The organism is Kitasatospora sp. NPDC092948 (assembly GCF_044754805.1).
In the GTDB taxonomy this organism is placed as follows: Bacteria; Actinomycetota; Actinomycetes; order Streptomycetales; family Streptomycetaceae; genus Kitasatospora.
Map to the genome: position 1 here is coordinate 1 of NZ_JBIVPU010000007.1, position 24,510 is coordinate 24,510.

The following is a 24,510-nucleotide window of genomic DNA, read 5'->3' on the forward strand; positions in this document are numbered from 1 at the left end:
GCTTTCACGAAAGAGCGGCACAGCAACCACCGGAATAGGGCGGTCCTGCGCACTGCGTCCTCGCTAGTGTTACTTCATAAAGGAATCTCCAACCGATCCAGAGGACCGGCCGGGGATGTCAACATATCTGGCGTTGACTTTTGGCACGCTGTTGAGTTCTCAAGGAACGGACACTTCCTTCGAGCCGCATTCCTGCGGGCCCTCCGGGCGCTTCGTTCTTTCGTGTTTCCAGCTTATCAGATATTTTCCGCTCCGTTTTCCGGAGTTTCATTCATTCCGACTCGCTTTTGCCTTTCGGCGCTCCCGAACTCTACCAGAGTTATTCGGTCCGCATTTCCACTCGAAAGTTCGAATGGCGCGCGACGAATCGCTCTGCAAGGGTTTGGGGGGCCGCCTGCCGTTCACGTCCGGTTCAGGCGACTCGGACTACGTTAGGTCACGGGGGCGGGCGAGTCAAACATCGAGGGACCGGATCTGGCTGGATCCGGTCCCTCTACGTGTGCGCCGCAGGTCAACTGCGGTGCGTTTCAAGCCATCCGGCGGCCGGCAGTGGCGGTCGGACGATGTCGCGGAGCCTCTCAGGCACCGGCGAGTTCGACCGCGGCCAGGTTGCGCTTTCCGCGGCGGAGGACCAGCCAGCGGCCGTGCAGGAGGTCGTCGGGGGTGGCGACGGCCTCCTCGTCGGTGACCTTGGCGTTGTTGAGGTAGGCGCCGCCCTCCTTGATGGTGCGGCGGGCGCCGGAGCGGCTGGGGGCCAGGCCGGATTCGACCAGGAGGTCGACGAGCTGGCCGAGTTCGGTGACGGTGGCCTTGGGGACCTCGGCGAGGGCGGCGGCCAGGGTGGCCGCTTCGAGGTCGGCGAGGTCGCCCTGGCCGAACAGGGCCTTGGAGGCGGCGACGGCGCGCTCGTACTGCTCGGCGCCGTGGACGAGGGTGGTGAGCTCCTCGGCGAGGGCGCGCTGGGCGAGGCGGGCGGCGGGGCGTTCGGCGGTGTCGCGCTCCAGCTGCTCGATCTCCTCGCGGGAGCGGAAGGAGAAGATGCGCAGGAACTTGGCGACGTCCCGGTCGTCGGCGTTCAGCCAGAACTGGTAGAAGGCGTAGGGGGTGGTGAGTTCGGGGTCGAGCCAGACGGTGCCGGACTCGGTCTTGCCGAACTTGGTGCCGTCGGCCTTGGTGATCAGCGGGGTGGCGAGGGCGTGCACGGAGCGGCTCTCGGCCTTGCGGATCAGGTCGGTGCCGGCGGTGAGGTTGCCCCACTGGTCGCTGCCGCCGGTCTGCAGGGTGCAGCCGTAGCGGCGGTTCAGCTCCAGGTAGTCCATGCCCTGGAGGATCTGGTAGCTGAACTCGGTGTAGCTGATGCCCGCGTCGGAGTTGAGCCGACGGGCCACCGCCTCCTTGGCGATCATGTTGTTGACCCGGAAGTACTTGCCGACGTCGCGCAGCAGGCTGATCGCCGACATGCCGGACGTCCAGTCCAGGTTGTTCACCATGCGCGCGGCGTACTCGCCCTCGAAGTCGAGGAAGCGGGAGATCTGGCCGCGCAGGCGCTCGACCCAGCCGGCCACCGTCTCGGGGTCGTTGAGGACGCGCTCGGCGGTGGGCTTGGGGTCGCCGATCAGGCCGGTGGCTCCGCCGACCAGGCCGAGCGGAAGGTTTCCGGCCTGCTGGATGCGGCGCATGGTCAGGATCTGGACCAGGTTGCCGAGGTGCAGGCTGGGCGCGGTCGGGTCGAAGCCGCAATAGAACGTGACCGGGCCGTCCGCGAACGCCTTGCGCAGTGCGTCCTCGTCAGTGGACAGGGCGATCAGCCCGCGCCACTGGAGCTCGTCGACGATGTCGGTCACGGTCCCGCGTCTCCTTCGGTCGTGGGTCCGGCGCGGTGCGGCCCGGTGGGCTGCGCGCCGGACGGTTCCAGCGAGGTAGAGCCTACGCGGTCGCGGCCTGCGGGTTCGGGGACAGGTCGACGGGTGGGACGGAAATTCCGTTGTTCGGGGCGGGACGGGCCTTCACAGTGGTTGCCACCGCCGACCGGCGGAGCGAGCACCGGAGGTGGCCCGTCATGCGCAACACCCTTGTCCTGAACGCGAGCTACGAACCCTTGAGCACGGTGCCGCTGCGCCGTGCGGTGGTGCTGGTCCTGCAGGACAAGGCGGTGGTCGAGCAGGCGCATCCGCTGCGGGTGGTACGCGGCTCGGGGGTGCAGGTGCCGGTGCCGCGGGTGATCAGGCTGACCAGGTACGTGCGGGTGCCGTTCCGACAACAGGCTCCGTGGTCGCGGCGCGGGGTGCTGGCGCGGGACCAGCACCGGTGCGCGTACTGCGGCCGACGGGCCACCACCGTGGACCACCTCGTGCCGCGGTCGCGCGGTGGTGCGGACAGCTGGCTGAACACCGTGGCGGCCTGCGCGGAGGACAACCAGCGCAAGGCCGACCGGACGCCGGAACAGGCCGGAATGCGGCTGCTGCGGCGGCCGTTCGAACCGACGCCGGAGGCGACGTTGATGCTCGCGCTCGGGCTGCGGGCGGGTGAGCTCGGGGAGCTGGCCGCCTGGCTGCCGACGGGCGCATAGAAAGCCGACGGGCCCGACCTGATCAGGGGACAGGTCGGGCCCGTCGTCGTACGGGCGGGCTGACGGCTGGTCAGCTCTTGCTGGTGAAGCCGGTGGCGATGCCGAAGTTGGCGGCGTGCTCGGGGACGGCGACCACGTGGCCGGTGACGGTGAACACCCGGCCTGCGGAGAGCAGCGAGCCGGTGCCCTGCGGGAAGGCGCCGCCCTGGCTCTCCTGGCCGCCGGCCAGGGCGAAGCGGCTGAGGTGCGCGGGCTGGTCGGCGCGTTCGTCGACGGCGACCAGCAGGCCGCCGTTGTCGACGCCGGCCGGGCGGGCCTTGGCCTTCTCGGCGACGGCGGTGCGCCACTGCTGCTTGCCGGTGCCCAGGTCGTAGGCGGCGATCGCGGTGGGGTTGCCGCCGCCGTCGGGGACGACCGCGGCGAACATGGTGCTGCCCTGGAAGTACACGCCGGGGACGGGGGCGAAGCTGCCGCGGCCGACGTCGAGGCGGCCGCCGCCCTCGACGGCGGGCACGATCTCGACGCCGGGGTCGCCCTCGGCGCCCCAGGCGAAGACCCGGTCGTCGGTGGGCTGGTTGCCGGTGGTGAAGACCACGGCGGGCTCGGCGGAGAGCACGGTGACGGTCACGGGCTGGTTGTTGAGGCCGCGCCAGTACTTCACCTTGCCGTCGGCGACGTTCAGCGCGACGGCCTGGTCGCCGGGGGTGGAGTCGGCGCAGCGGCTGTGCAGCAGGACGGTGGTGGGGCCGGCGCTGCCGGAGAGGCTGCAGAACTTGCCCGGGCCGGCGTACTGCCAGACTTCGGCGCCGTCGGCGGCGGCCCAGGCGGCGGCCTTGTCGTCGCCGACGGCGATCAGCTTGTCGTCGGTGACGGCGACGTGCGTGGCGTACTTGTCCTTGGCGTCGGACAGCGCCTTGGCCCAGGTGATCTTTCCGGCCTTGGTGTCGACGGCGGCGGCGGTGCTGCACGGGCCGTTCGGGTCGGCGGACGGGCGGTAGACCACGGCGCCGATGCCGCCGGAGTTGACGTTCGGGGAGAGTCCGCAGGGGACGGCGCCGTCGGCGGGCGGGGCGAGCGTCCAGCCGGGCTTGCCGTCGGCGAGGTTGTAGGCGTGCACGCCGGTGGCGTCGGCGCGGACCACGGCGTCGGCGAGCAGCCAGCTGCCGACCAGGGTGTCGTCGGCGCCCTGGGCTCCGGCGGCGGCCGGGTCCGCGGCGGCGGTCCAGGCCTTGGCGTGGGCGACCGCGATGTTCTGGGTGGTGCCCTGCCCGCTCTTGTCGGCGGCCGCCTTGTCGCTGTCGCTGTCGGAGGTGGCGAGCACGGCGGCGGTGGCCAGTACGGCGAGCGCGGCGACGCCGGCGCCTATCCGGATGGCGAGGCCGCGCTTGCTGGGCGCGCCGGGGCCGGAGGTGATGGCGGCGCGGGCCCGGGCGGCCAGTCCGCCGGCGGGCTGCTCCCGGCCCGTCGAGCCGCCGTCATCGGCGGTTCCGGCCAGGAGGGTTGACGTTCCGTCGGATCCGGGTGCGAACGGGTCGGCGGCGCTGGTCTGCGGGTAGTCGGCGGCGGTGACCGGGCTCGCCTCGGCGGCGGGCTGCTCGAACGCGCCGGGGGCCGGCGGCGTCTGCTGCGACGCGAACGGGTCGGCGGGGGCGTAGAGCTGCTGCTGCGCGGCCGGGTCGGCGTACCCGTAGGCCTGCTGCGGGTCGGCGTAGAGCTGCTGCTGACCGTAGGTCTGCTGGTCGACCCAGCCCTCGGGGTAGCCGGGCTGCTGGCCGTACGCCTGGGCGTAGTCCTGCGGCTGGTAGGGCTGGTCGGGGCGGCCGTAGAACTGCTGCTGGGCGGCCGGGTCCAGGTGTCCCCCGGGCTGCGGGTAGTCGGCGTAGGGCTGCTGCTCGCCGTGGACCGGCTGCTGGCCGTACGCCTGCTGCTCGCCGTAGGACGGCTGCGGCTGGGGGTACCAGGGCTGCTGCTGGTCGTACCCGGGGGTCGTGGAGGGTTCCTGAGCCATTAGTTCCGTCCGTCCCGACTGCGGTCTGGCAAGCAGCCAGCATCTCACGCTTCGTCGGCGGGTTTCGGCCGGGTGGTGGGGAGGGTGGGTCAGGAGGCGGTGTCGAGGGCCTGGTCGATCAGGTGGGCGAGGGTGAAGTCGAGGTCGGTGAGGCCGCCCGCGCTGTGGGTGGTGAGGAGGAAGGTGAGGGTGCGCCAGCGGATGTCGATGTCGGGGTGGTGGTCGAGGGCTTCGGCCTGTTCGGCGACGGCGTCGACGACCTTGATCGCGGTGGGGAAGCTCGCGGTCTCGGCGGTCCGGGTGAGGGCCTCGCCGGTGCGGGTCCAGTGCGGGAGGTCGGCGAGGGCGGCGGTGATCTGGTCCTCGGTGAGTCGGGTGCGGCTCATGTGCGGGTCTCCGTCCGGGGGGTGCGGCGGCTGTCGGGGCCGAGCCTATGCCGGTTCAGAAGAACAGCAGCTTGGTGACCGCGGCGAGTCCGACCAGGACGATCAAGGTGCGCAGCGCGATCGGCGGGAGGCGGCGGCCGACCCTGGCGCCGAGCAGGCCGCCGAGGGTGGAGCCGACCGCGATCAGGGCGACGGCGGTCCAGTCGATGGTGGAGGTGAGGACGAAGAAGATCGCGGCGACGCCGTTGACGACCAGGGCGAGGACGTTCTTGATGCCGTTGACGGTCTGCAGGCTGTCGGGGAGGAGCATGCCCATCAGGGCGAGCAGCAGGACGCCCTGGGCGGCGCCGAAGTAGCCGCCGTAGACGCCGGTGAGGGCGATCAGCAGGAGCAGCAGCGGGCCGCCGTCGGTGGCGGGCGGGAGGGTGCCGGCGGCGCGGCGGGCGGCCATCGCGCGGGCGACCCGGGGTTGCAGGACGACCAGGACCAGGGCGGTGAGGATGAGGACGGGGACGATGGTGTCGAAGGCCTTGCCGGGGAGCACGATCAGCAGGGCGGCGCCGACGAGTCCGCCGGTCAGTGAGGCGGCGCCGTAGCGGAGCAGGCGGTGGCGCAGGCCGGCGAGTTCGGCGCGGTAGCCGATCGCGCCGGCGAGCGAGCCGGGGACCAGGCCGAGGGTGTTGGAGACGTTGGCGGTGACGGGGGGCAGGCCGATGGCGAGCAGGACGGGGAAGGTGATCAGGGTGCCGGAGCCGACGATGGCGTTGATCGTGCCGGCGGCGGTCCCGGCGAGCAGGACGGCGAGCGCCTCCCACAGTGTCATCTGCTTCCCCCTCGTTGGCTGCTGACAGTCCGGTTGATCATGCCGGAGCGGTCCGGCGTTCGACCAGGGGGCGTCCGGATTCCGACACGGGCCCGACATGCGTGCAGGCCCCGTCCGTTGATTCGGGCGGGGCCTGCGCGGCGGGCTGGTTACTCGTCGATCCTCGGGTACTCGCGGGTGGGCTCGACCCGCGGGCGGAGGGTCTTGTCGGTGTCGACCGGGCGCGGGACGTTGGCCGGGTCGACCGGGACGCGGGCGGCGGTCGGGGGGACCGCCGGGGCGGCCGGGGCCGCGCCGTTGCCGCCGCCGGTCGCGCCCTGGAAGGCGCCGCCGAGGCCCTTGAGGGCGTCGCCGACCTCGCTGGGGATGATCCAGAGCTTGTTGGCGTCGCCCTTGGCGAGCTCCGGCAGGGTCTGCAGGTACTGGTAGGCGAGCAGCTTCTGGTCGGCGTCGCCCTCGTGGATGGCCTCGAAGACGGTGCGGATCGCGGCGGCCTCACCGTCGGCCTTCAGCACCGCGGCCTGGGCCTCGCCTTCGGCCTGGAGGACGGCGGCCTGCTTCTCACCCTCGGCGCGCAGGATCTGGGCCTGCCGGGCGCCTTCGGCGGTGAGGATCGCGGCGCGCTTGTCACGGTCGGCGCGCATCTGCTTCTCCATCGAGTCCTGGATGGAGGTCGGCGGCTCGATCGCCTTGAGCTCGACCCGGTTGACCCGGATGCCCCAGCGGCCGGTGGCCTCGTCGAGGACGCCGCGCAGACCGGCGTTGATGACCTCGCGGGAGGTCAGGGTGGACTCCAGGTCCATGGAGCCGATGATGTTGCGCAGCGTGGTGACGGTGAGCTGCTCGATGGCCTGGATGTAGCTGGCCACCTCGTAGGTCGCGGCCCGCGGGTCGGTCACCTGGTAGTAGATGACGGTGTCGATGTTGACGACCAGGTTGTCCGAGGTGATGACCGGCTGCGGCGGGAACGGGACGACCTGCTCGCGCAGGTCGATCCGGTTGCGGATGGTGTCGATGAACGGCACCACGATGTTCAGGCCGGCGCTGAGGGTGCGGGTGTAACGGCCGAAGCGCTCCACGATCGCGGCGCTGGCCTGCGGAATCACCTGGATCGTCTTGATCAGGGCGATGAAGGCCACCACGACCAGGACGATCAACACGATGAGGACGGGTTCCAACGCTTCTCCCCTAGACGACCAGGGCGGTCGCGCCCTGGATTTCGACGACGTCGACCTGCTGGCCCGGCTCGAACACCGAGCCCGGGTGGAGCGCCCGGGCGGACCAGATCTCGCCGTTGAGCTTGATCCGGCCGCCCTCCCCTCCGTCGACCTTTTCCTGTACCACTGCGGTGGCGCCGGTCAGCGCCTCCACGCCCGAGCGGTAGCCCGGACCCTGCTTCAACTGCCGGTAGGCGATCGGACGTACGAACACCAGGAGCAACGCCGACACCGCGACGAACACCAGGAACTGCAGAACCACGCCGCCGCCCACGCCGGCCGTCAGGGCTGCCGCGCCGGCGCCGACCGCGAACATGGCGAATTCGGGCATCGCGGTCACCACCAGCGGAATGCCCAGGCCCACTGCGAGCAGCAGCCACCAGATCCAGCCGTCCACACGTCCATCCTAGGGAAGTTCGAGCTCTTCAGGCGTAGCTTCCCGCAGCTGGGGGTGCGGAAACCGGCCAGGTGTGCGACCGGTTCCGTCTACGTACCGAATCCGGCCGTCAGCCGAGCGGCAGGCCTTGCGCCGTCCAGCGGTCGCCGCGCTGCTCCAGGGTCAGCGGCAGACCGAAGCAGTGCGAGAGGTTGCGGGCGGTGAGGGTGGTCTCGATCGGGCCGGCCGTCATGACCTTGCCCTGACGGATCATCAGGACATGGGTCATGCCGGGGACGATCTCCTCCACGTGGTGGGTGACCATCACCATGGACGGCGCGAACTCGTCCTGGGCGAGCGCGGCGAGGCGGCGCACCAGGTCCTCGCGGCCGCCGAGGTCGAGGCCGGCGGCCGGCTCGTCCAGCAGCAGCAGTTCGGGGTCGGTCATCAGGGCGCGGGCGATCAGAGTGCGCTTGCGCTCGCCCTCGGAGAGGGTGCCGAACTTGCGGGCGGTGAAGCCGCCCATGCCGAGCCGGTCGAGCAGCACCAGGGCGCGGGCCTCGTCGGGCTTCTCGTAGGTCTCCTTGCCGTGCACGGTCAGACCCCAGGCGGCGGTCAGCACCGTCTCCAGCACGGTCTGGTTGCCCGGCAGCTTGTCGAACATGGCGGCGCTGGCCAGGCCGATCCGGGCCCGCTGCTCGAACACGTCGATCTGGTCGAGCTTCTCGCCGAGCACGACGGCCTGGCCCGAGCTCGGGAACAGGTAGGCGCCGGCGATCTGGAGCAGCGTCGTCTTGCCCGCACCGTTCGGTCCGAGCACCACCCAGCGCTCGCCCTCCCTGACCGTCCAGGACACGTGATCGACGAGTGCGCGCCCCTCCCGGACCACGGAAACGTCCACCAGCTCCAGCACGTCGCTCATGCCTACGCCTTCCCCAAATGCAAGAATCCGGCCGTCCGTGGAACCTGCGCGAAGGTCCTCGGGGTGCGGTCCAACCTGTGTCAGGCCAAACCTACGCCACCCGCCCCGCCCGGTTGTCCGTAGGCTGGTCCGATGCTCGCGACTCCTGCCGACAATCCGTACCAAGAGCCCCGTTCGGGGCGACTCACCGCCTGGGGCAACGCGCTGCTGGCCGGTGCCTGTTCCCCCGACGACGCGGCGACCGCCGTCCAGGGCACGGACGACGCCCACCGGGTGACCGGCCTGCCCGGCGACGGACCGGACGCGCTGCACGGCCTCACCTGGGCGCTGGGGAAGCTCCGCGTGCTCGGCGCGAAGGGCCTGCGGCTGGCGCTGCCGGTGGCCGGGCACCCGCTGGGGCTGACCGGGCCGCCGGCGTTCAACGCGCTGGCGATGGGCGCCGGGGAGGCCGTCGTCGCGGTGGGCGTCCCGTACGGGCTGGTGCCGGAGGTCGAGGTGTACGGCCCGGAGGGCGACCAGGGCGTGCGGGTGCTGTGGCAGTGCCTGCCGGTCCATGACGCGCTGCCCGCGGACGTGCCCTCGCTGTTCGAGGCGGAGCGCGAGCTCGCGGACGGGCTGCGGCAGGCCACCGTCCTGCTGACCCGGCTGGACGTGGCCGGCGCCGGCCCGGAGACGCTGCGCGCCCTGGAGGGCTTCCGCCGCCGCGGCCACCGCGAGCTGCTCGCCCCGGGCTACCCGCAGCGCGCGGTGCGGGTGCTGGAGTCGGCCCGGCAGGTGTCGGCGCTGCTCGGCATCGCCGCGGGCGGGCACGGCGCGGCGGTGTCCGCGTCCGAGATGGCGGCCCGCCGGGAGATCCTCGCCCCGCTGGACCGCACCGCCCGCCGGGCGCAGGTGGCGGCGTACAACGCGATCGTGGACGAGCAGGACTGAGCCCGGGCGGTGGCGTGCGGGCGCGGCGCTCGGGAGGTGCGGGACGCCCGGCCTTCACCGTCTTCTCGAACAGGCGTCAGGCCTGGTTGCGGACCGCCCACAGGGCGGCCTGGGTCCGGTCCGCGACGTCCAGCTTCATCAGGATGTTCGACACGTGCGTCTTGACCGTCTTCTCGCTCAGCCGCAGCGCGCGGGCGATCTCCCGGTTGGAGCGGCCGTCGGCGAGGTGCGAGAGCACCTCGCGTTCGCGGTCGGTGAGGCTGCCGCCGCGGCCCTGGGAGGGGGCGGGGGCGTCCTCGGCGAGCAGGGCCGCGGCCAGTTCGGGCTGCAGCAGGACGTGGCCGGCGTGCACCGAGCGGATCGCTCCGGCCAGCGCCTCCGGGTCGACGTCCTTGTAGACGTAGCCGGCCGCACCGGCCCGCAGCGCGGGGACCACGGTGCGGTGCTCGGTGAAGCTGGTGACGATCAGCACCTTGGCGGGGTTGGCCTGTTCGCGCAGCAGCCGCAGGGCCTCGATGCCGTCCACCCGGGGCATCTTGAGGTCCATCAGCACCACGTCGGGGGCGAGTGCGCCGGCCTGTTCGACGGCTTCCGCGCCGTCGGCGGCCTCGCCGACCACCTCGATGTCGTCCTGCACCTCCAGGAAGGTGCGCAGGCCGCGCCGGACCACCTGGTGGTCGTCCACCAGCAGCACGCGGATCGGTGACGCGGTGTCAGGCACCGGGGACCTCCAGTTCGACCAGGGTGCCCCGGCCCGGGGCGGAATCCAGGGACAGTCGGCCGCCGACCGCGGCGGCCCGGTCGCGCATCGAGACCAGGCCCAGGTGGCGCCCGGCCCGGCGGACCGACTCGGGGTCGAACCCGTGGCCGTCGTCGGCGACTGTCAGCCGGACGCCGCGGCCGGGGGTGCCGGTGAGGGTGACGGTGACGGCCTTCGCCCCGGCGTGCCGCAGCGCGTTGTGCAGCGCCTCCTGGGCGACCCGCAGCACTGCCGACTCCTGGCCGGCGGGCAGCGCGCGCACGCCGGTCGCGGTGAACCTGACGGTGGCGCTGTGCGCCCGGTCGAGCACCTGGGTCTGCGAGGCGAGGGTGGCGACCAGGCCGTCCTCCTCCAGTGCGGCCGGGCGCAGCTCGATCACCACGGCGCGCAGTTCATCGGCGGCCTCGGCGGCCAGCCGGGCGACTTCGGCCAGGTTGTCGCGGGCCCGCGCGGGGTCGCGTTCGACCAGGGTGGCGGCGGCCCGGGCGGTGAGGCGCAGCGAGAACAGCTTCTGCGAGACGGCGTCGTGCAGGTCGTGGGCGATCCGGGCGCGTTCGCCGGACAGCGTGAGTTCGCGGCTGCGTTCGTACAGCCGGGCGTTGCCGAGCGCGAGCGCCGCGTGGGCGACCAGGATCCGCAGCAGGGCCTCGTCGTGCGCGGTGAAGCCGCCGGGCTTGTTGGCGAGGAACAGGGCGCCGGCGATCTCGTCCTCGTCCATGATCGGCATGCCGAGGAAGTCGGTGAGTTCGGGGTGGGCCTCGGGCCAGCCCTCGAACGCGGGCGCGGTGCGGACGTCGTTCAGCCGGGTGGGTTCGCGGTCGTGCAGCATCGAGGCGAGTACGCCGTGCTGGCGGGGCAGCGGGCCGATCGCCCGCCACTGCTCGTCGCTGACGCCGTCGACCACGAACTGCGCGAACCCGCCGTGGTCGTCGGGCAGGCCGAGCGCGGCGTACTCGGCGCCCAGCAGGGTGCGGGCGGAGGCGGTGATCCGGCGCAGCACCTCGCGTACTTCGAGCGGTCGGCTCATCGCCAGTACGGCCGCGCTGACCGCCTCGATCCCCTCCAGTGAGGGGTCGCACCCGGGACTGTCCATGCGGCCACGCTACCGCCGCGATCATGGCGGGCGCCTCGGGCGGGGGACCTACGTCGAAGGGCCGGGGAGCGTGTGCTCCCCGGCCCCTGTCCGGCCCGGTCCGTCGGCCGGTCGACCCGTTCCCGTCAGCCCTTCTGCATGACCTCGGGCTCGTGGCGCTTCTGGAAGCGCTGGATGGCGAAGGCCAGGCCGACCGAGATGGCGATCATCATGAACCAGTTGAGGAACATGATCCCGGCGGAGTGGTTCCACAGGGTGTCGTACGGGCCGGTCTCCGGGGGCTTGACCACCACGACCGGGGAGATGTGCGCCAGGTCGAGGGTGTTGCCGCTGGCGGAGACGCCCCAGCGGGCGGGCATCAGCCAGGCGAACTGCTCCAGGCCGGGCTTGTCGAACAGCTGGAAGATCGCGCCGGTGAACACCATCTGCACGATGGCGAACATCACCAGCAGTGGCATGGTCTTCTCGGCGGTCTTCACCAGCGAGGAGATCGCCAGGCCGACCATCATCGAGGTGAAGCTGAGCAGCATCACTCCGATCGCCATCTCGGCGGCCGGCAGGTGCTTGAGCAGCAGGCCCTCGGCGGGCAGGGTGCGCACCTTGAACGCGATGGCGGAGATGATGCCGCCCTGGAGGAAGCTGATCGCGCCCAGCACGATGATCTTGGAGAGCAGGTACGCCGACCGGGACAGGCCGGTGGCGCGCTCCCGTTCGTAGATCGCCCGTTCCTTGATCAGTTCGCGGACCGAGTTCGCCGACCCGGACAGGCAGGCGGAGAACGCCACCACCATCAGGATCAGCCGCGCCACGTCGTTGCGGCCGTTGCTGACACAGGGCGCCAGACCGCACTTGTCGGGGATCACCGCGGAGACCCCGCCGAGCACCAGTGGCAGCAGCAGTGACAGCAGGATGAAGCCCCGGTCGGAGGCGATCACCGCGAGGTAGCGGCGAATCAGCGTCCACAGCTGGGAGCCCCAGCTCTGCGGCTTGGGCGGGCGCAGCTGGGTGAGCGCGTTGGGCTGGGCGTGGGTGACGGCGGCGTCCACGTTGGCCGAGTACGACTGGTAGTGCACCGAGTTGCGGTAGCGGCCGGCCCAGTCGTGGTCGGGGTAGTTCTCGAACGCCTGGAAGACGTCCGCCCAGGTCTCGTAGCCGAAGAAGTGCAGGGCCTCCGCGGGCGGGCCGAAGTACGCCACCGAGCCGCCCGGGGCCATCACCAGCAGCCGGTCGCAGAGCGCGAGTTCGGCCACCGAGTGGGTGACCACCAGGACGGTGCGGCCGTCGTCGGCGAGGCCGCGCAGGGTCTGCATGACCTCGCGGTCCATGCCCGGGTCGAGGCCGGAGGTCGGCTCGTCCAGGAAGATCAGCGACGGCTTGGTGAGCAGTTCCAGCGCCACCGAGACGCGCTTCTGCTGGCCGCCGGAGAGCGCGGTGATCCGGTTGTCGGCGCGCTTGTCCAGGCGCAGCTCGTACAGCACCTCGTCGATCCGGCGGTCGCGCTCGGCGGCCTCGGTGTCGCCGGGGAACCGCAGCCGGGCCGCGTACTTGAGCGCGGTGCGGACGGTGAGTTCCTTGTGCAGGATCTCGGACTGCGGCACCAGGCCGATCCGGGAGCGCAGTTCGGCGAACTGCCGGTACAGGTTGCGGCCGTCGTACAGCACGTCGCCGCGGTCAGCGGGACGGTAGCCGGTGAGGGCCCGCAGCAGGGTGGACTTGCCGGAGCCGGACGGGCCGATCACCGCGACCAGCGACTTCTCCGGGACGGAGAACGTGACGTCGCTGAGCAGGGTCTTCTTGCCGCCCTTGAAGTCGACCTCGACGGTCAGGTGGTGGGCGGAGAAGCTGACGGCGCCGTCGTCGACGAACTCCTGCAGCTGGTCGCCGACCAGGACGAAGGAGGAGTGGCCGACGGTGAGCCGGTCCTGCGGGCCCATCAGCTGACGACGGGTCGGCTGGCCGTTCAGGAAGATCCCGTTGTGGCTGCCGAGGTCGACGATCTCCCAGCGGCCGTCCGGCAGTTGGCGCAGTTCGGCGTGGTGCCGGGACACCTGCAGGTCGGAGACCACGATGTCGTTGTCCAGCGCACGGCCGATCCGGATGGTCCGCCCGCCGCTCAGGCTGCGGATCATCGTCGGGCTGCCGAGCCCGCCGACCGGCCCGGGCTGCTGCTGCGGTGCCGGGTGCTGCTGGAACTGCTGCTGCCCGGGCGGCTGCGGCTGCTGGAACTGCTGGGGCACGGGCGGCTGCGGCTGCGGCTGCTGGAACTGCTGGGGCACGGGCGGCTGTTGGAACTGCGGCGGGACGGGCGCGGCGCCGCCCTGCGGGGGGAAGCCCTGCTGCGGGGGGAACGCCTGCTGCTGTTGCGGGAAGCCCTGCTGCTGCGGCGGCGGGAAACCCTGCTGCTGCGGGAAGCCGGGCCGCGGCGTGGGGGCGTCCCAGCTCTGCGGGATCGGCTGCTCGACCGGCGCCGGACGGGCGGCCGGGCCGGGGCCGAACGCGGGCTGCTGGAACGGCGGCTGGGCCTGCGGGCCCGGGCCCAGGCCGGTGGCGGCCTCGTGCAGCGGGCCGGGCTGGGCGGGCGCGGCGGCGGGCGCGGTGAAGGCCAGCCGGGGGCCGTTCTGGCCGTTGCCGAGGTGCACCACGGTGCCGGGGTGGACCCCGGTCCGCTCGACCCGGGCGCCGGCCACGAAGGTGCCGTTGGTGGAGCCGTGGTCGGTGAACAGCCACGCCGAGCCGTCGAAGCTGATCGTGGCGTGCCGCCAGGAGACCCTGGCGTCGTCGAACGGGAAGTCCGACGCCGGGTCACGGCCGATGGTGTAGGCACGGCCGGGTTCGAGTACCCGCTGCCGGCCGTCGATTTCTAGTACGAGTTGCGGCAACTCTCCGCCCGCCCCGCTCTCCGGTCCCCCAGGATGTTGCATCTGACGGGGGGAATCATTCCAGCCGCAGCGGCGTGCCCGGTAGCCGGGACACGGTTCTGTGACCGCCCGGCTACCGGCTGCGGACCTGCTGGGGCGTCCGCGGAGCATCCCACACACCGGACGCGGACGGCTCGCGCGGACAGGCTCCGGGTAGCGTGGGGGGCACCATGAACGCAACAGATCCGGCCGCTCAGGCCCTTTCCGCCGCGCCGCCCGTGAGCACCGACACCGAGCGAACGCTGCTGGTCAAGGTGTTCGGCAAGGACCGCCCCGGCATCACCGCGGGCCTGTTCACCCAGCTCGCCGACTTCGGGGTCGAGGTGATCGACATCGAGCAGGTGGTCACTCGTGGCCGGATAACGCTGTGCGCGCTGGTCACTCCCCCGCCCGCGCCGGGTGCCGAGGGCGCCCTGCGGGTGACGGTGCACCGCTGGGCCGAGGAGCACCGGCTGCAGGCCGAGATCATCTCCGGCACCGGCGACAACCGTCCGCGCCGCGAGGGCCGTTCGCACGTCACGGTGCTCGGCCACCCGCTGACCGCGGCCGCCGTGGCAGCGCTGTCCGCCCGGGTCTCGGAGGCCGGCGGCAACATCGACCGGGTGTTCCGCCTGGCCAAGTACCCGGTGACGGCGGTGGAGCTGACCATCTCCGGCGTGCCGACCGAGGAGCTGCGCGCGGTGCTGGCGGCGGAGGCCGCCGTGCAGCGGGTGGACATCGCGGTGGTCCGTTCGGGGCTGCACCGGCGGGCCAAGCGCCTGGTGGTGATGGACGTCGACTCCACGCTGATCCAGGACGAGGTGATCGAGCTGTTCGCGGCCCACGCGGGCTGCGAGGCGCAGGTCGCCGAGGTGACGGCGCAGGCGATGCGCGGCGAGCTGGACTTCGCCGAGTCGCTGCGGGCCCGGGTGGCGCTGCTGGCGGGCCTGGACGCAGCGGTCACCGAGAAGGTCCGCTCCGAGGTCCGGCTCACCCCCGGCGCCCGGACCCTGATCCGCACCCTGAAGCGGCTCGGCTACCAGGTGGCGATCGTGTCCGGCGGCTTCACCCAGGTCACCGAGCACCTGGTGGAGCGCCTGGGTCTGGACTTCGCGGCGGCCAACACCCTGGAGGTGGTGGACGGCAGGTTCACCGGCCGGGTCACCGGCGAGATCGTCGACCGGGCCGGCAAGGCCCGCTGGCTGGCCCGGTTCGCCGAGCAGGCCGGGGTGCCGCTGGAGCAGACGGTGGCGATCGGCGACGGCGCCAACGACCTGGACATGCTGAACGCGGCGGGCCTGGGCGTGGCGTTCAACGCCAAGCCGGTGGTCCGCGAGCAGGCCGACACCGCGGTGAACGTGCCGTTCCTGGACACCGTGCTGTACCTGCTGGGCGTCACCCGCGAGGAGGTCGAGGCGGCCGACGAGCTCGACGGCGCGCCCACCGGGGACTGACCCGCGAGCACACGGAAGGGGTGGGGTCCGACATCGGACCCCACCCCTTCCGTGTGGCTGTTTCGCGTGTCCGCCGATCAGTCCTGCGGCATGAAGTACGAGTCGAGCCGGGCCACGCCGGGCTCCACCAGCTTCCACGGGCCGTCCAGGCTGAGCACCGCCACCGCGGCGGGCGGGAAGCCGTTCAGCCGCATCCGGTTGAGTGCCTCGGCGTCGCCCTCGTCGCCGGCCAGCACCTGGGTCAGGCCCAGCACGCCGGGGTTGTGGCCGACCAGCAGCAGGTCGGTGTGCTCCTCGGGGGTCTCCTGGATCACCTCGATCAGCCGGCCGGGCTGGGCCTCGTACACCCGGTCCTCGTAGACCGTCTTCCGGGGCCGCTTGGGCAGCTCGTGGGCGACCAGCTTCCAGGTCTCCCTGGTGCGCAGCGCGGTGGAGCAGAGCACGTGGTCGGGGTTGACGCCGGAGTCGGCGAGCCAGCGGCCGGCCTCGGTGGCCTGGCCGCGTCCGCGGTCGGCCAGCGGACGGTCGTGGTCGTCGACCTGATTGGGCCAGTCGGCCCGGGCATGGCGAAGAACGATGATCCTACGAGGAGTGTCGGCGCTCATACCGCCACAGCTTCGCAGAAAACCGCCGCCCGGGCGCGGGGTCGCGGAAGCTGCCACCCCTGTGGGTGGCAGCCCCGCCGAAGACCCCTGCGGACCCGGATTCAGCCCATGTTCTGGGCGATGGTCGCGACGATCGCGATCAGCACCACGATCCCGGCGATCACGCCGAGCATCTGGAGCAGCTTCTTCTGGCCGCCCTGGGGATTCGGTTCGAGAACTGGCATGCCGCCGAGCCTAACGGACGGCCTCGTCCTCGATGTGCCGGGCCCGGGCGGCGCGCAGGCCGACCAGCATCTGCGGCACCAGCAGCAGCGCCAGCAGGCCCAGCGGCAGGTTCCACTCGCCGGTGTGCTCGTACAGCGCGCCCATCAGGATCGGGCCGGGGATGCAGATCAGGTAGCCCAGGCTCTGCGCGAACGCCGACAGCTGGGCCACCCCGCCCGGGGTGCGGGCGCGCAGGCCGAGCATGGTCAGCGCCAGCGGGAACGCGCACATCGACAGGCCGACCAGGATCGCCCACAGCCACGGCACCGTCGCGGGGGCCGTCATCAGCCCGATGTACCCGGCGATGCCGCACAGGCCGAGCACCACCACGTACAGCCGCTGGTCGCCGCGCCGGGCCGCCAGGTTGGGCAGCACGAACGAGACCGGCACGCTGATCGCCATCACCAACGCCAGCAGCACGCCGGCCGCGGACTCCGAGACGCCGGCGGCGTGGTAGATCTTCGGCAGGAAGCCCATGGTGCTGTACGCGCCGGTGGACTGGAGGCCGAAGAACGCGCCCAGCGCCCACGCGGTGCGGCTGCGCCGGATCGGCAGCCGGGCGTGGGCGGGCGCGGGTTCGGCCGGCGCGCCGCCGCCCTTCTCGCGGCGCGCGAACAGCACCACCAGCCACAGCGCCAGGGCGAACACCGCCGGCAGCGCCCAGATGCCGAGGCCGAGCCGCCAGGAGCCGCCGAGCGCGTGGGTCAGCGGGACGGTGACGGCGGCGGCCAACGACGTGCCGACCGACAGCGCCATCGAGTACAGGCCGATCATCGGACCGACCCGGTCCGGGAAGTACCGCTTGATCACCACCGGCAGCAGCACGTTGGCCAGCGCCACACCGGCCAGCGCCACCGCGGTGAGCAGCAGGAACACCACCGTGGACCCGGTGAACGAACGGGCCACCACGCCCGCCGTGACGGCGGCCATCGCGGCCGCCACCACGGTGATCGGGCCCAGCCGGCGGGCCAGGCCCGGGGCGGCCACGCCCAGCACCGCGAAGCACAGCGGCGGCACCGCGGCGAGCAGGCCGGCCACCGTGGCGCTCATCCCCAGGCCCTGCTGGACCGGGTCGAGCAGCGCACCGAGGCTGGTCACCACGGGACGCAGGTTGACCGCGGCGGCGGCCACGCCGACGGCGAGCAGGACGGCGCCGGCCTGGCGAACCGCCGGCGGCGGGCCGGCGGCGGTGACGGTCGTGGTGGACGGAGGGGCTGGTCGGGGGCTCTCGGTTCCGGTTGCTGAGGGGTCCGCTGCGGTAGACATGCCGTAATCATAGAATCATGGGATGACTTTAGTCGCCCCGGTATCCTGATGACGTAAACCACAGAAGGAGCCGACCTTGGCGCTGTCGACCACTCGCCGCACCCCGCTCTCCGACCAGGTGATCGCCCAACTCCGGGCCCAGATCACCTCCGGCGAATGGCCGGTGGGATCACGCATCCCCACCGAGGCGGAACTCGTCGACCAGCTCGGCGTCGCCCGCAACACCATCCGCGAAGCCGTCCGCGCCCTCGCCCACAACGGCCTGGTCGACATCCGACAGGGCTCCGGCACCTACGTCCTGGCCACCAGCGAGCTCGCCGGCGTGATGCACCGCCGCTTCGCCGACGCCGACCAGGACCAGGTCGCCGAACTCCGCGCCACCCTGGAGACCGCCGCCGCCGGCTTCGCCGCGACCCGGCGCACCGCCCGCGACCTCGAACTCCTCGACACCGCCCTGGCCCGCCGCGATGCCGCTTGGCGCGGCGGCCACGCGGAGGACTTCGTCCAGGCCGACGCCGCCTTCCACCATGCGGTGGTGGCCGCCGCCCACAACGACGTCCTCGCCGCCATCTACGCCGACCTCGGCGAGGTCCTCCTCGCCCACCTCCGCCACGACGTCGGCCCCGACCTGCTCCCCCACCGCTGGGTCCCGCACTCGGAGATCCTCGACGCGATCAGGTCCGGCGACCCCGAAAAGGCCTCGGAGGCGGCCGGCCGGGCAATCGGCCGATGCAAGGCCTGAGCCTGAAAACGGGCGGGGGCCAAAGCAGGGGCCCGGGGAACGGCGGGGCCGTGTCTGCTGGTGGTCCGCGGGGCGCGGACAAGGTCCCGTAGTTTCGGGTCCCTGTCTTTGGCCGCCAGCAGTCACGACCGACCGCTGTCCCCGACCACCAGCAGCTCGACCTCGCCGTTCCCCGAGCCCCTGGTTGTGCATGCTCGTCTGCCCAGCAGTTCCCCGAGCCGCTAAGAAATCACGCGCCGATGGCGTGCAGCCCGCCGTCCACGTGGACGATCTCGCCCGTCGTCTTCGGGAACCAGTCGCTGAGCAGCGCCACGACACCGCGGCCGGCCGGCTCCGGGTCGGAGAGGTCCCACTTGAGGGGGGAGCGGGTGTCCCAGGTCGCGGCCAGGTCGGGGAAGCCCGGGATGGACTTCGCGGCCATCGAGCCGATCGGGCCCGCCGAGATCAGGTTGCAACGGATGTTGCGCTCGCCGAGGTAGCGGGCGAGGTAGCGGTTGGTGGACTCCAGGGCGGCCTTCGCCGGGCCCATCCAGTCGTACTGCGGCCAGGCGAACTGCGCGTCGAAGGTCAGGCCGACCACCGAGCCGCCGTCCTGCATGAGCGGGAGCAGCGCGGTGGTGAGGGACTTCAGCGAGTACGCGGAGACCTGCATGGCGGTGGCGACGGACTCCCACGGGGTGTCCAGGAAGTTGCCGCCGAGCGCGTCCTGCGGGGCGAAGCCGATGGAGTGGACGATGCCGTCCAGGGTCGGCAGGTGCTCGCGGACCTGGTCGGCGATGCCGGCCAGCTGCTCGGGGTTGGAGACGTCGAGCTCCAGGACCTTGACCGGCTTGGGCAGCTTCTTGGCGATGCGCTCGGTGAGGCTGGGCCGGGGGAAGGCGGTGAGGATGATCTCGGCGCCCTGCTCCTGGGCGAGCTTCGCGGTGTGGAAGGCGATGGAGGACTCCATCAGCACGCCGGTGATCAGGATGCGCTTGCCTTCGAGAATTCCAGTCATGGTCAGTGACCCATGCCCAATCCGCCGTCGACGGGAATGACGGCTCCGGTGATGTACGCGGCCTCGTCGGAGGCCAGGAACCGCGCGGCCGAGGCGATCTCGGCGGGGGCGGCGTAGCGGCCCAGGGGGACGCTGGAGACGATCTCCTTGCGGCGCTCGTCGCTGAGCACGGCGGTCATGTCGGTGTCGACGAAGCCGGGCGCGATCACGTTGACGGTGATGTTGCGGGAGCCGAGTTCGCGGGCCAGCGAGCGGGCGAAGCCGACCAGGCCGGCCTTGGAGGCGGCGTAGTTGGACTGGCCGGCGGAGCCGCTGAGGCCCACCACGGAGGAGATCAGCACCACGCGGCCCTTGCGGGCGCGCAGCATCTTGGCGGCGGCGCGCTTCACGACCCGGAAGGTGCCGGTGAGGTTGGTCTCCAGGACGGAGGTGAAGTCGTCCTCGGACATGCGCAGCAGCAGGGTGTCCTTGGTGATGCCGGCGTTGGCGACCAGGACCTCGACCGGGCCGTGGGCGGCCTCGATCTCGGCGAAGGCGGCGTCGACCTGCTCGGTGTCGGTGATGTCGGCACGCACCGCGAGGACGTCGTACTTGGCGAGTTCCGCCGGCACCTCGCCGTTGCGGCTGGTGATGGCGACCTTGTCGCCCGCCTCGGCGAAGCTCTGGGCGATGGCCAGGCCGATGCCCCGGTTACCTCCGGTGACCAGTACCGAGCGGCTCAACGGTCCACCTCTTCCCTACTCGATGTGCGCGTGCCGACCGCACGCGTAGCCACCTGTGACGCTATCGGTAGGGTGCGAGCTCGGGCGAAGCGGCCTCCGACAGGCCTTGCCGGGTGAGTTCTGTTGCATCCCGACAATCCGGGTGCTGGTCCCGTGCGGGGAACGCCGGGCAGGTGGCGGCCGTTGCCCCGGGGGTGCTCCGGAGAGTCCGGGCACCGGTTCGAGCGAGCCGATCGGAGCGGACGCGATGAGTGGTGCACTCCCTGGCCGGACAGGCCGCCGGGCGCTGGCGGCAGTGGCGGCACTGACGGTGGCGGGTGCGGCGGCGTGGGCGCTGCGGGAGCTGCCGTCCCAATTCGGACGGCGTCCGGACCCGCTGGACCCGCGGGTGCGGGTCTCCCCGCAGTACCGGGACGGGGTGTTCCACAACGCGCCGTCGCAGGTGTCTCCGGGGGCGCCGGGCCGGCCCGACGGGGCGACGCTGCGCCGGATGCTGTTCGAGAAGGACGGGCGGGTGCCGGCCGGTCCGGTGCCGCTGGCGGCCGCCGAGCAGGCGGCCGCGGCGTCCGAGGGCGTGGCGGTGACCTGGTACGGGCACGCGTCGGCGCTGCTGGAGCTGGACGGCTGCCGGGTGCTGGTGGATCCGATGTGGTCGGACCGCTGTTCGCCGTCCCACCTGGCGGGCCCGAAGCGGCTGCACCCGGTGCCGGTGGAGTTGGCGTCGCTGCCGCAGGTGGACGCGGTGCTGATCTCGCACGACCACTACGACCACCTGGACATGGCGACGGTGCGCCGGCTGGTGGAGCTCCAGTCGGCGCCGTTCGCGGTGCCGCTGGGCATCGGCGGGCACCTGCGGCGCTGGGGTGTGCCGGAGCACCGGATCATCGAGCTGGACTGGGACGAGACGTGCACGCTCGGCGAGTTGACGCTGACGCTGACCGCCGCGCACCACTTCTCCGGCCGGGGCTTCACCCGGAACACCACGCTGTGGGGCTCCTGGGTGGTGGCCGGTCCGGAGCGGCGGGTGTTCTTCACCGGTGACTCCGGCTACTTCGAGGGTTTCGCCCGGATCGGCGAGCAGCACGGCCCGTTCGACGCGGCGCTGATGGCGATCGGCGCGTACGACGACGCCTGGGCGGACATCCACCTGACTCCGGAGGACGCGGTCCGGGCGCACCTGGAGCTGCGCGGCGGCCTGCTGCTGCCGGTGCACTGGTGCACCTTCAACCTGGCGCCGCACCGCTGGGCGGAGCCGGTGGAGCGGCTGCTGGCGGAGGCGAAGGCGCAGGGGGTGCCGTTGGCGGTGCCGCGTCCGGGGCAGCGGGTGGAGGTGGGCAGCCCGCCGGAGCTGGACGGCTGGTGGGAGGCTCTGGCGTGACGCGCGCCTGACGGGGCGTCAGGGCGGCGCGGCGAATATTTGCTGGCCGAGTGCCCTGCGGCCGAGGATGATGCGAACGGGTGCGCCCTCGGCCGGGGGCGGCCCGCCGCAGCCGATCCTCGACCCAGGGAGCCCGATGCCCCCCTCCGCGCTGGACCCTCAGTTCCTCTCGTACCCGTTGCGCCCGCTGGCCGACGCCGCCCTGTCCCGGGCCCGGCAGTTGGGCGTTTCGCACGCCGACTTCCGGCTGGAGCGGGTCCGTTCGGCGTCCTGGCGGCTGCGCGACGCCCGCCCGGCCGGGTCGTCGGACACCGTGCAGTTGGGCTTCGCCGTCCGGGTGCTGCTGGACGGCGCCTGGGGCTTCGCGGCGGGCGTCGACCTGACGCCCGCGGCAGCCGCGGCGGTCGCCGAGCAGGCGGTGGCGGTGGCCCGGCTGGCGGGCGGGATCAGCCGCGCGGCGGGCTCCGGCGAGCGGGTGGAGCTGGCCCCCGAGCCGGTGTACTCGGACGTCGAGTGGGTCTCCGCGTACGAGGTGAACCCGTTCGACGTGCCGGACGCGGAGAAGACCGGCCTGCTGGCCGAGTGGTCGTCCCGGCTGCTGGCCGCCGACGGCGTCTCGCACGTGTCGGCGGCGCTGCTGACGGTGCAGGAGAACAAGTTCTACGCGGACACCGCGGGGACGGTGACGACCCAGCAGCGGGTGCGCCTGCACCCGTGGCTGGAGGCCACCAGCGTGGACGAGCGGACGGGCGCGTTCGACTCGATGCGCACCATCGCGCCGCCGGCCGGCCGCGGGTGGGAGTACCTCGTGGGGGCCCGGGGGTCGTCCCCCGAGAGCCGCAGCCTGCGCGGGACGGGCTGGGACTGGGACGCCGAACTGGCCGAGCTGCCCGAGCTGTTGGCGCAGAAGATGCGCGCGCCGAGCGTCACCGCGGGCCGCTACGACCTGGTGATCGACCCGTCCAACCTGTGGCTGACCATCCACGAGTCGGTCGGCCACGCCACCGAGCTGGACCGCGCGCTGGGCTACGAGGCCGCCTACGCGGGCACCTCGTTCGCCACCTTCGACCAGCTCGGCAGCCTGAAGTACGGCTCCGAGCTGATGCACGTCACGGGCGACCGGACGGCCGAGAACGGCCTGGCCACCATCGGGTACGACGACGAGGGCGTGGCCACCCAGTCCTGGGACCTGATCCGGGACGGCGTCCTGGTCGGCTACCAACTCGACCGCCCGATGGCCAAGTTGAAGGGCTTCGAGCGGTCCAACGGCTGCGCCTACGCGGACTCCCCGGCGCACGTGCCGGTGCAGCGGATGGCCAACGTCTCGCTCCAGCCGGCCGCCGACGGCCCCGACACCGCGGGCCTGATCTCCCAGGTGGAGGACGGGCTGTACATCGTCGGCGACCGCTCCTGGTCGATCGACATGCAGCGGTACAACTTCCAGTTCACCGGGCAGCGCGCCTACGCCATCCGCAACGGCGAACTCGCGGGCCAGGTCAAGGACTTCGCCTACCAGGCCACCACCACCGACTTCTGGGGCTCGATGAGCGCCGTCGGCGGCCCGCAGACGTACGTGCTCGGCGGGGCCTTCAACTGCGGCAAGGCCCAGCCGGGCCAGGTCGCCGCGGTCAGCCACGGCTGCCCGTCCGCGCTGTTCCGTCAGGTCAACGTGCTCAACACCCAGCAGGAGGCGGGTCACTGATGTCCCTCACGCACCCCCACGAGCTGGTGGAACGCGCCCTCGAACTGTCCCGCGCCGACGGCTGCGTGGTGATCGCCGACGAGGAGTCCACCGCCAACCTGCGCTGGGCCGGCAACGCGCTGACCACCAACGGCGTCACCCGCGGCCGCCGACTCACCGTGATCGCCACCGTCAACGGCGCGCAGGGCACCGCCGCCGGCGTGGTCGCCCAGGAGGCCGTCACGCTCGACGAGGTCGAGCAGCTGGTGCGCGCCGCCGAGGCCGCCGCCCGGGCCGCCGAACCCGCCGAGGACGCCCAGCCGCTGATCACCGGCCGGCCCGCCGACCCGCGCTTCACCGAGCCCCCGCTGGTCACCGACATCGGCGTGTTCGACGCCATCGCGCCCGCCCTCGGCGAGGCCTTCGCCCGCGCCCGGGCGGGCGGCGAGCTGCTGTACGGCTTCGCCCGGCACGAGATGGTCTCCTCCTACCTGGGCAGCTCCACCGGCCTGCGGCTGCGCCACGACCAGCCCACCGGCGCCGTCGAGCTGAACGCCAAGACCGCCGACCTGTCCGGCTCCGCCTGGGCCGGCGCCGGCACCCGGGACTTCACCGACGTCGACGTCACCGCCCTGCACACCGACCTGACCCGCCGGCTCGGCTGGGGCCGCAAGCGGATCGACCTGCCGGCCGGCCGCTACGAGACCGTCCTGTCGCCGTCCGCCGTCGCCGACCTGCTGGTCTACATGTCCTGGTCGTCGGGCGCGCGGGACGCCTCCGAGGGCCGCTCGGTCTTCTCCAGGCCCGGAGGGGGGACGCGGATCGGCGAGCAGCTCAGCCCGCTGCCGCTGACCCTGCGCTCCGACCCGGCCGAACCCGGCATCCAGGCCGCCCCGTTCGTGCTCACCCACTCCTCCGGCGAGAACGACTCGGTGTTCGACAACGGCGCGCCGCTGACCGGCACCGACTGGCTGCGCGACGGCAGGCTCACCCACCTGCTGACCACCCGCCACTCCGCGGGCCTGGCAGGTCTCCCGCTCACCCCGCCGATCGACAACCTGGTGCTGGAGACCTCCGCGCCCGACGCGCCCACCCTGGAGGAGATGGTCGCCCGGACCGAGCGCGGCCTGCTGCTCACCTGCCTCTGGTACATCCGCGAGGTCGACCCGGCCACCCTGCTGCTCACCGGCCTCACCCGGGACGGCGTCTACCTGGTCGAGAACGGCGAAGTGGTCGGCGCGGTCAACAACTTCCGCTTCAACGAGTCCCCGGTCGACCTGCTCGGCCGGATCACCGAGGCGGGCCGCACCGAACGCTGCCTGCCCCGCGAGTGGGGCGACTGGTTCACCCGGGCCGCGATGCCGCCGGTGCGCGTGCCCGACTTCAACATGAGCTCGGTCAGTCAGGCCTCCTGACCGGC

Annotated in this window: 22 protein-coding genes; 7 read left to right on the forward strand and 15 right to left on the reverse strand. The window is 72.4% G+C overall.

The window, feature by feature from the left end; translation table 11 throughout:
• Positions 1-578: 578 nt before the first annotated feature.
• Positions 579-1,844: a tyrosine--tRNA ligase gene (tyrS, locus tag ACIQF6_RS21440; RefSeq protein ID WP_400897290.1), complete on the reverse strand. Its 1,266-nt coding sequence runs from the start codon at positions 1,842-1,844 to the stop codon at positions 579-581.
• A 215-nt stretch (positions 1,845-2,059) separates the two neighbouring features.
• On the opposite strand from tyrS, the gene ACIQF6_RS21445 reads away from it, so the two are divergent.
• Entirely contained in the window at positions 2,060-2,569 is a 510-nt protein-coding gene (locus ACIQF6_RS21445) for an HNH endonuclease (protein WP_400897292.1), read from the forward strand.
• Positions 2,570-2,639: 70 nt separating this feature from the next.
• Here ACIQF6_RS21445 and ACIQF6_RS21450 read toward each other — a convergent pair whose 3' ends face one another.
• The 6 genes from ACIQF6_RS21450 to ACIQF6_RS21475 form a co-directional block, all read right to left on the reverse strand.
• On the reverse strand, positions 2,640-4,577 hold the full coding sequence (locus tag ACIQF6_RS21450) for a PQQ-binding-like beta-propeller repeat protein (RefSeq protein ID WP_400897294.1): 1,938 nt from the start codon (positions 4,575-4,577) through the stop codon (positions 2,640-2,642).
• 89 nt (positions 4,578-4,666) lie between these two features.
• Positions 4,667-4,963, reverse strand: coding sequence for a 4a-hydroxytetrahydrobiopterin dehydratase (locus ACIQF6_RS21455; RefSeq protein ID WP_400897296.1), 297 nt, complete (start codon positions 4,961-4,963; stop codon positions 4,667-4,669).
• Positions 4,964-5,018: 55 nt separating this feature from the next.
• On the reverse strand, positions 5,019-5,786 hold the full coding sequence (locus ACIQF6_RS21460) for a sulfite exporter TauE/SafE family protein (RefSeq protein WP_400897298.1): 768 nt from the start codon (positions 5,784-5,786) through the stop codon (positions 5,019-5,021).
• 149 nt (positions 5,787-5,935) lie between these two features.
• On the reverse strand, positions 5,936-6,964 hold the full coding sequence (locus ACIQF6_RS21465; RefSeq protein WP_400897300.1) for an SPFH domain-containing protein: 1,029 nt from the start codon (positions 6,962-6,964) through the stop codon (positions 5,936-5,938).
• Between the two features lie 10 nt (positions 6,965-6,974).
• Entirely contained in the window at positions 6,975-7,388 is a 414-nt protein-coding gene (locus ACIQF6_RS21470; protein ID WP_400897816.1) for an NfeD family protein, read from the reverse strand.
• A gap of 121 nt (positions 7,389-7,509) precedes the next feature.
• Positions 7,510-8,301 carry an ABC transporter ATP-binding protein gene (locus ACIQF6_RS21475; protein WP_400897302.1) on the reverse strand — a complete coding sequence of 264 codons (792 nt, stop codon included), beginning with the start codon at positions 8,299-8,301 and terminating at the stop codon, positions 7,510-7,512.
• Positions 8,302-8,433: 132 nt separating this feature from the next.
• On the opposite strand from ACIQF6_RS21475, the gene ACIQF6_RS21480 reads away from it, so the two are divergent.
• Positions 8,434-9,231 carry a hypothetical protein gene (locus tag ACIQF6_RS21480; protein WP_400897304.1) on the forward strand — a complete coding sequence of 266 codons (798 nt, stop codon included), beginning with the start codon at positions 8,434-8,436 and terminating at the stop codon, positions 9,229-9,231.
• Between the two features lie 76 nt (positions 9,232-9,307).
• Here ACIQF6_RS21480 and ACIQF6_RS21485 read toward each other — a convergent pair whose 3' ends face one another.
• From ACIQF6_RS21485 to ACIQF6_RS21495, 3 genes are all read right to left on the reverse strand, one after another.
• On the reverse strand, positions 9,308-9,952 hold the full coding sequence (locus ACIQF6_RS21485) for a response regulator (RefSeq protein ID WP_400897306.1): 645 nt from the start codon (positions 9,950-9,952) through the stop codon (positions 9,308-9,310).
• Entirely contained in the window at positions 9,945-11,084 is a 1,140-nt protein-coding gene (locus ACIQF6_RS21490; protein ID WP_400897308.1) for a GAF domain-containing sensor histidine kinase, read from the reverse strand. Before ACIQF6_RS21490 ends, ACIQF6_RS21485 begins: the two co-directional genes overlap by 8 nt.
• A gap of 125 nt (positions 11,085-11,209) precedes the next feature.
• A complete protein-coding gene (locus ACIQF6_RS21495; protein WP_400897310.1) occupies positions 11,210-14,005 on the reverse strand; it encodes an FHA domain-containing protein in 2,796 nt (931 codons plus the stop codon).
• A gap of 167 nt (positions 14,006-14,172) precedes the next feature.
• On the opposite strand from ACIQF6_RS21495, the gene serB reads away from it, so the two are divergent.
• Entirely contained in the window at positions 14,173-15,435 is a 1,263-nt protein-coding gene (gene serB / locus ACIQF6_RS21500) for a phosphoserine phosphatase SerB (protein WP_400897312.1), read from the forward strand.
• Positions 15,436-15,512: 77 nt separating this feature from the next.
• Here serB and ACIQF6_RS21505 read toward each other — a convergent pair whose 3' ends face one another.
• The 3 genes from ACIQF6_RS21505 to ACIQF6_RS21515 all read right to left on the reverse strand — a co-directional run bounded on the left by ACIQF6_RS21505 (position 15,513) and on the right by ACIQF6_RS21515 (position 17,570).
• Positions 15,513-16,040, reverse strand: a complete 528-nt coding sequence (locus tag ACIQF6_RS21505) for a SixA phosphatase family protein (protein ID WP_400897314.1) — start codon at positions 16,038-16,040, stop codon at positions 15,513-15,515.
• 101 nt (positions 16,041-16,141) lie between these two features.
• Positions 16,142-16,264: an SGM_5486 family transporter-associated protein gene (locus ACIQF6_RS21510; RefSeq protein ID WP_400897316.1), complete on the reverse strand. Its 123-nt coding sequence runs from the start codon at positions 16,262-16,264 to the stop codon at positions 16,142-16,144.
• 10 nt (positions 16,265-16,274) lie between these two features.
• Complete coding sequence (locus tag ACIQF6_RS21515; protein WP_400897318.1) at positions 16,275-17,570, reverse strand: CynX/NimT family MFS transporter; 1,296 nt, start codon at positions 17,568-17,570, stop codon at positions 16,275-16,277.
• Positions 17,571-17,646: 76 nt separating this feature from the next.
• On the opposite strand from ACIQF6_RS21515, the gene ACIQF6_RS21520 reads away from it, so the two are divergent.
• Positions 17,647-18,312 carry a FadR/GntR family transcriptional regulator gene (locus ACIQF6_RS21520; RefSeq protein ID WP_400897320.1) on the forward strand — a complete coding sequence of 222 codons (666 nt, stop codon included), beginning with the start codon at positions 17,647-17,649 and terminating at the stop codon, positions 18,310-18,312.
• Positions 18,313-18,541: 229 nt separating this feature from the next.
• On the opposite strand, the gene fabI is transcribed toward ACIQF6_RS21520, so the two are convergent.
• Both fabI and fabG read right to left on the reverse strand, forming a co-directional pair.
• Positions 18,542-19,309 (reverse strand): enoyl-ACP reductase FabI, encoded by a 768-nt coding sequence (fabI, locus tag ACIQF6_RS21525; protein ID WP_400897322.1) that lies wholly within the window; start codon positions 19,307-19,309, stop codon positions 18,542-18,544.
• A 2-nt stretch (positions 19,310-19,311) separates the two neighbouring features.
• Positions 19,312-20,031: a 3-oxoacyl-[acyl-carrier-protein] reductase gene (gene fabG, locus ACIQF6_RS21530; protein WP_400897324.1), complete on the reverse strand. Its 720-nt coding sequence runs from the start codon at positions 20,029-20,031 to the stop codon at positions 19,312-19,314.
• A gap of 247 nt (positions 20,032-20,278) precedes the next feature.
• Between fabG and ACIQF6_RS21535 the strand changes: the two genes are divergently transcribed.
• The 3 genes from ACIQF6_RS21535 (at position 20,279) to ACIQF6_RS21545 (ending at position 24,505) form a co-directional block, all read left to right on the forward strand.
• Positions 20,279-21,409 (forward strand): MBL fold metallo-hydrolase, encoded by a 1,131-nt coding sequence (locus ACIQF6_RS21535; RefSeq protein WP_400897326.1) that lies wholly within the window; start codon positions 20,279-20,281, stop codon positions 21,407-21,409.
• Positions 21,410-21,545: 136 nt separating this feature from the next.
• A complete protein-coding gene (locus ACIQF6_RS21540) occupies positions 21,546-23,111 on the forward strand; it encodes a TldD/PmbA family protein (protein ID WP_400897328.1) in 1,566 nt (521 codons plus the stop codon).
• Entirely contained in the window at positions 23,111-24,505 is a 1,395-nt protein-coding gene (locus ACIQF6_RS21545) for a metallopeptidase TldD-related protein (RefSeq protein WP_400897330.1), read from the forward strand. Before ACIQF6_RS21540 ends, ACIQF6_RS21545 begins: the two co-directional genes overlap by 1 nt.
• Positions 24,506-24,510: the final 5 nt, after the last annotated feature.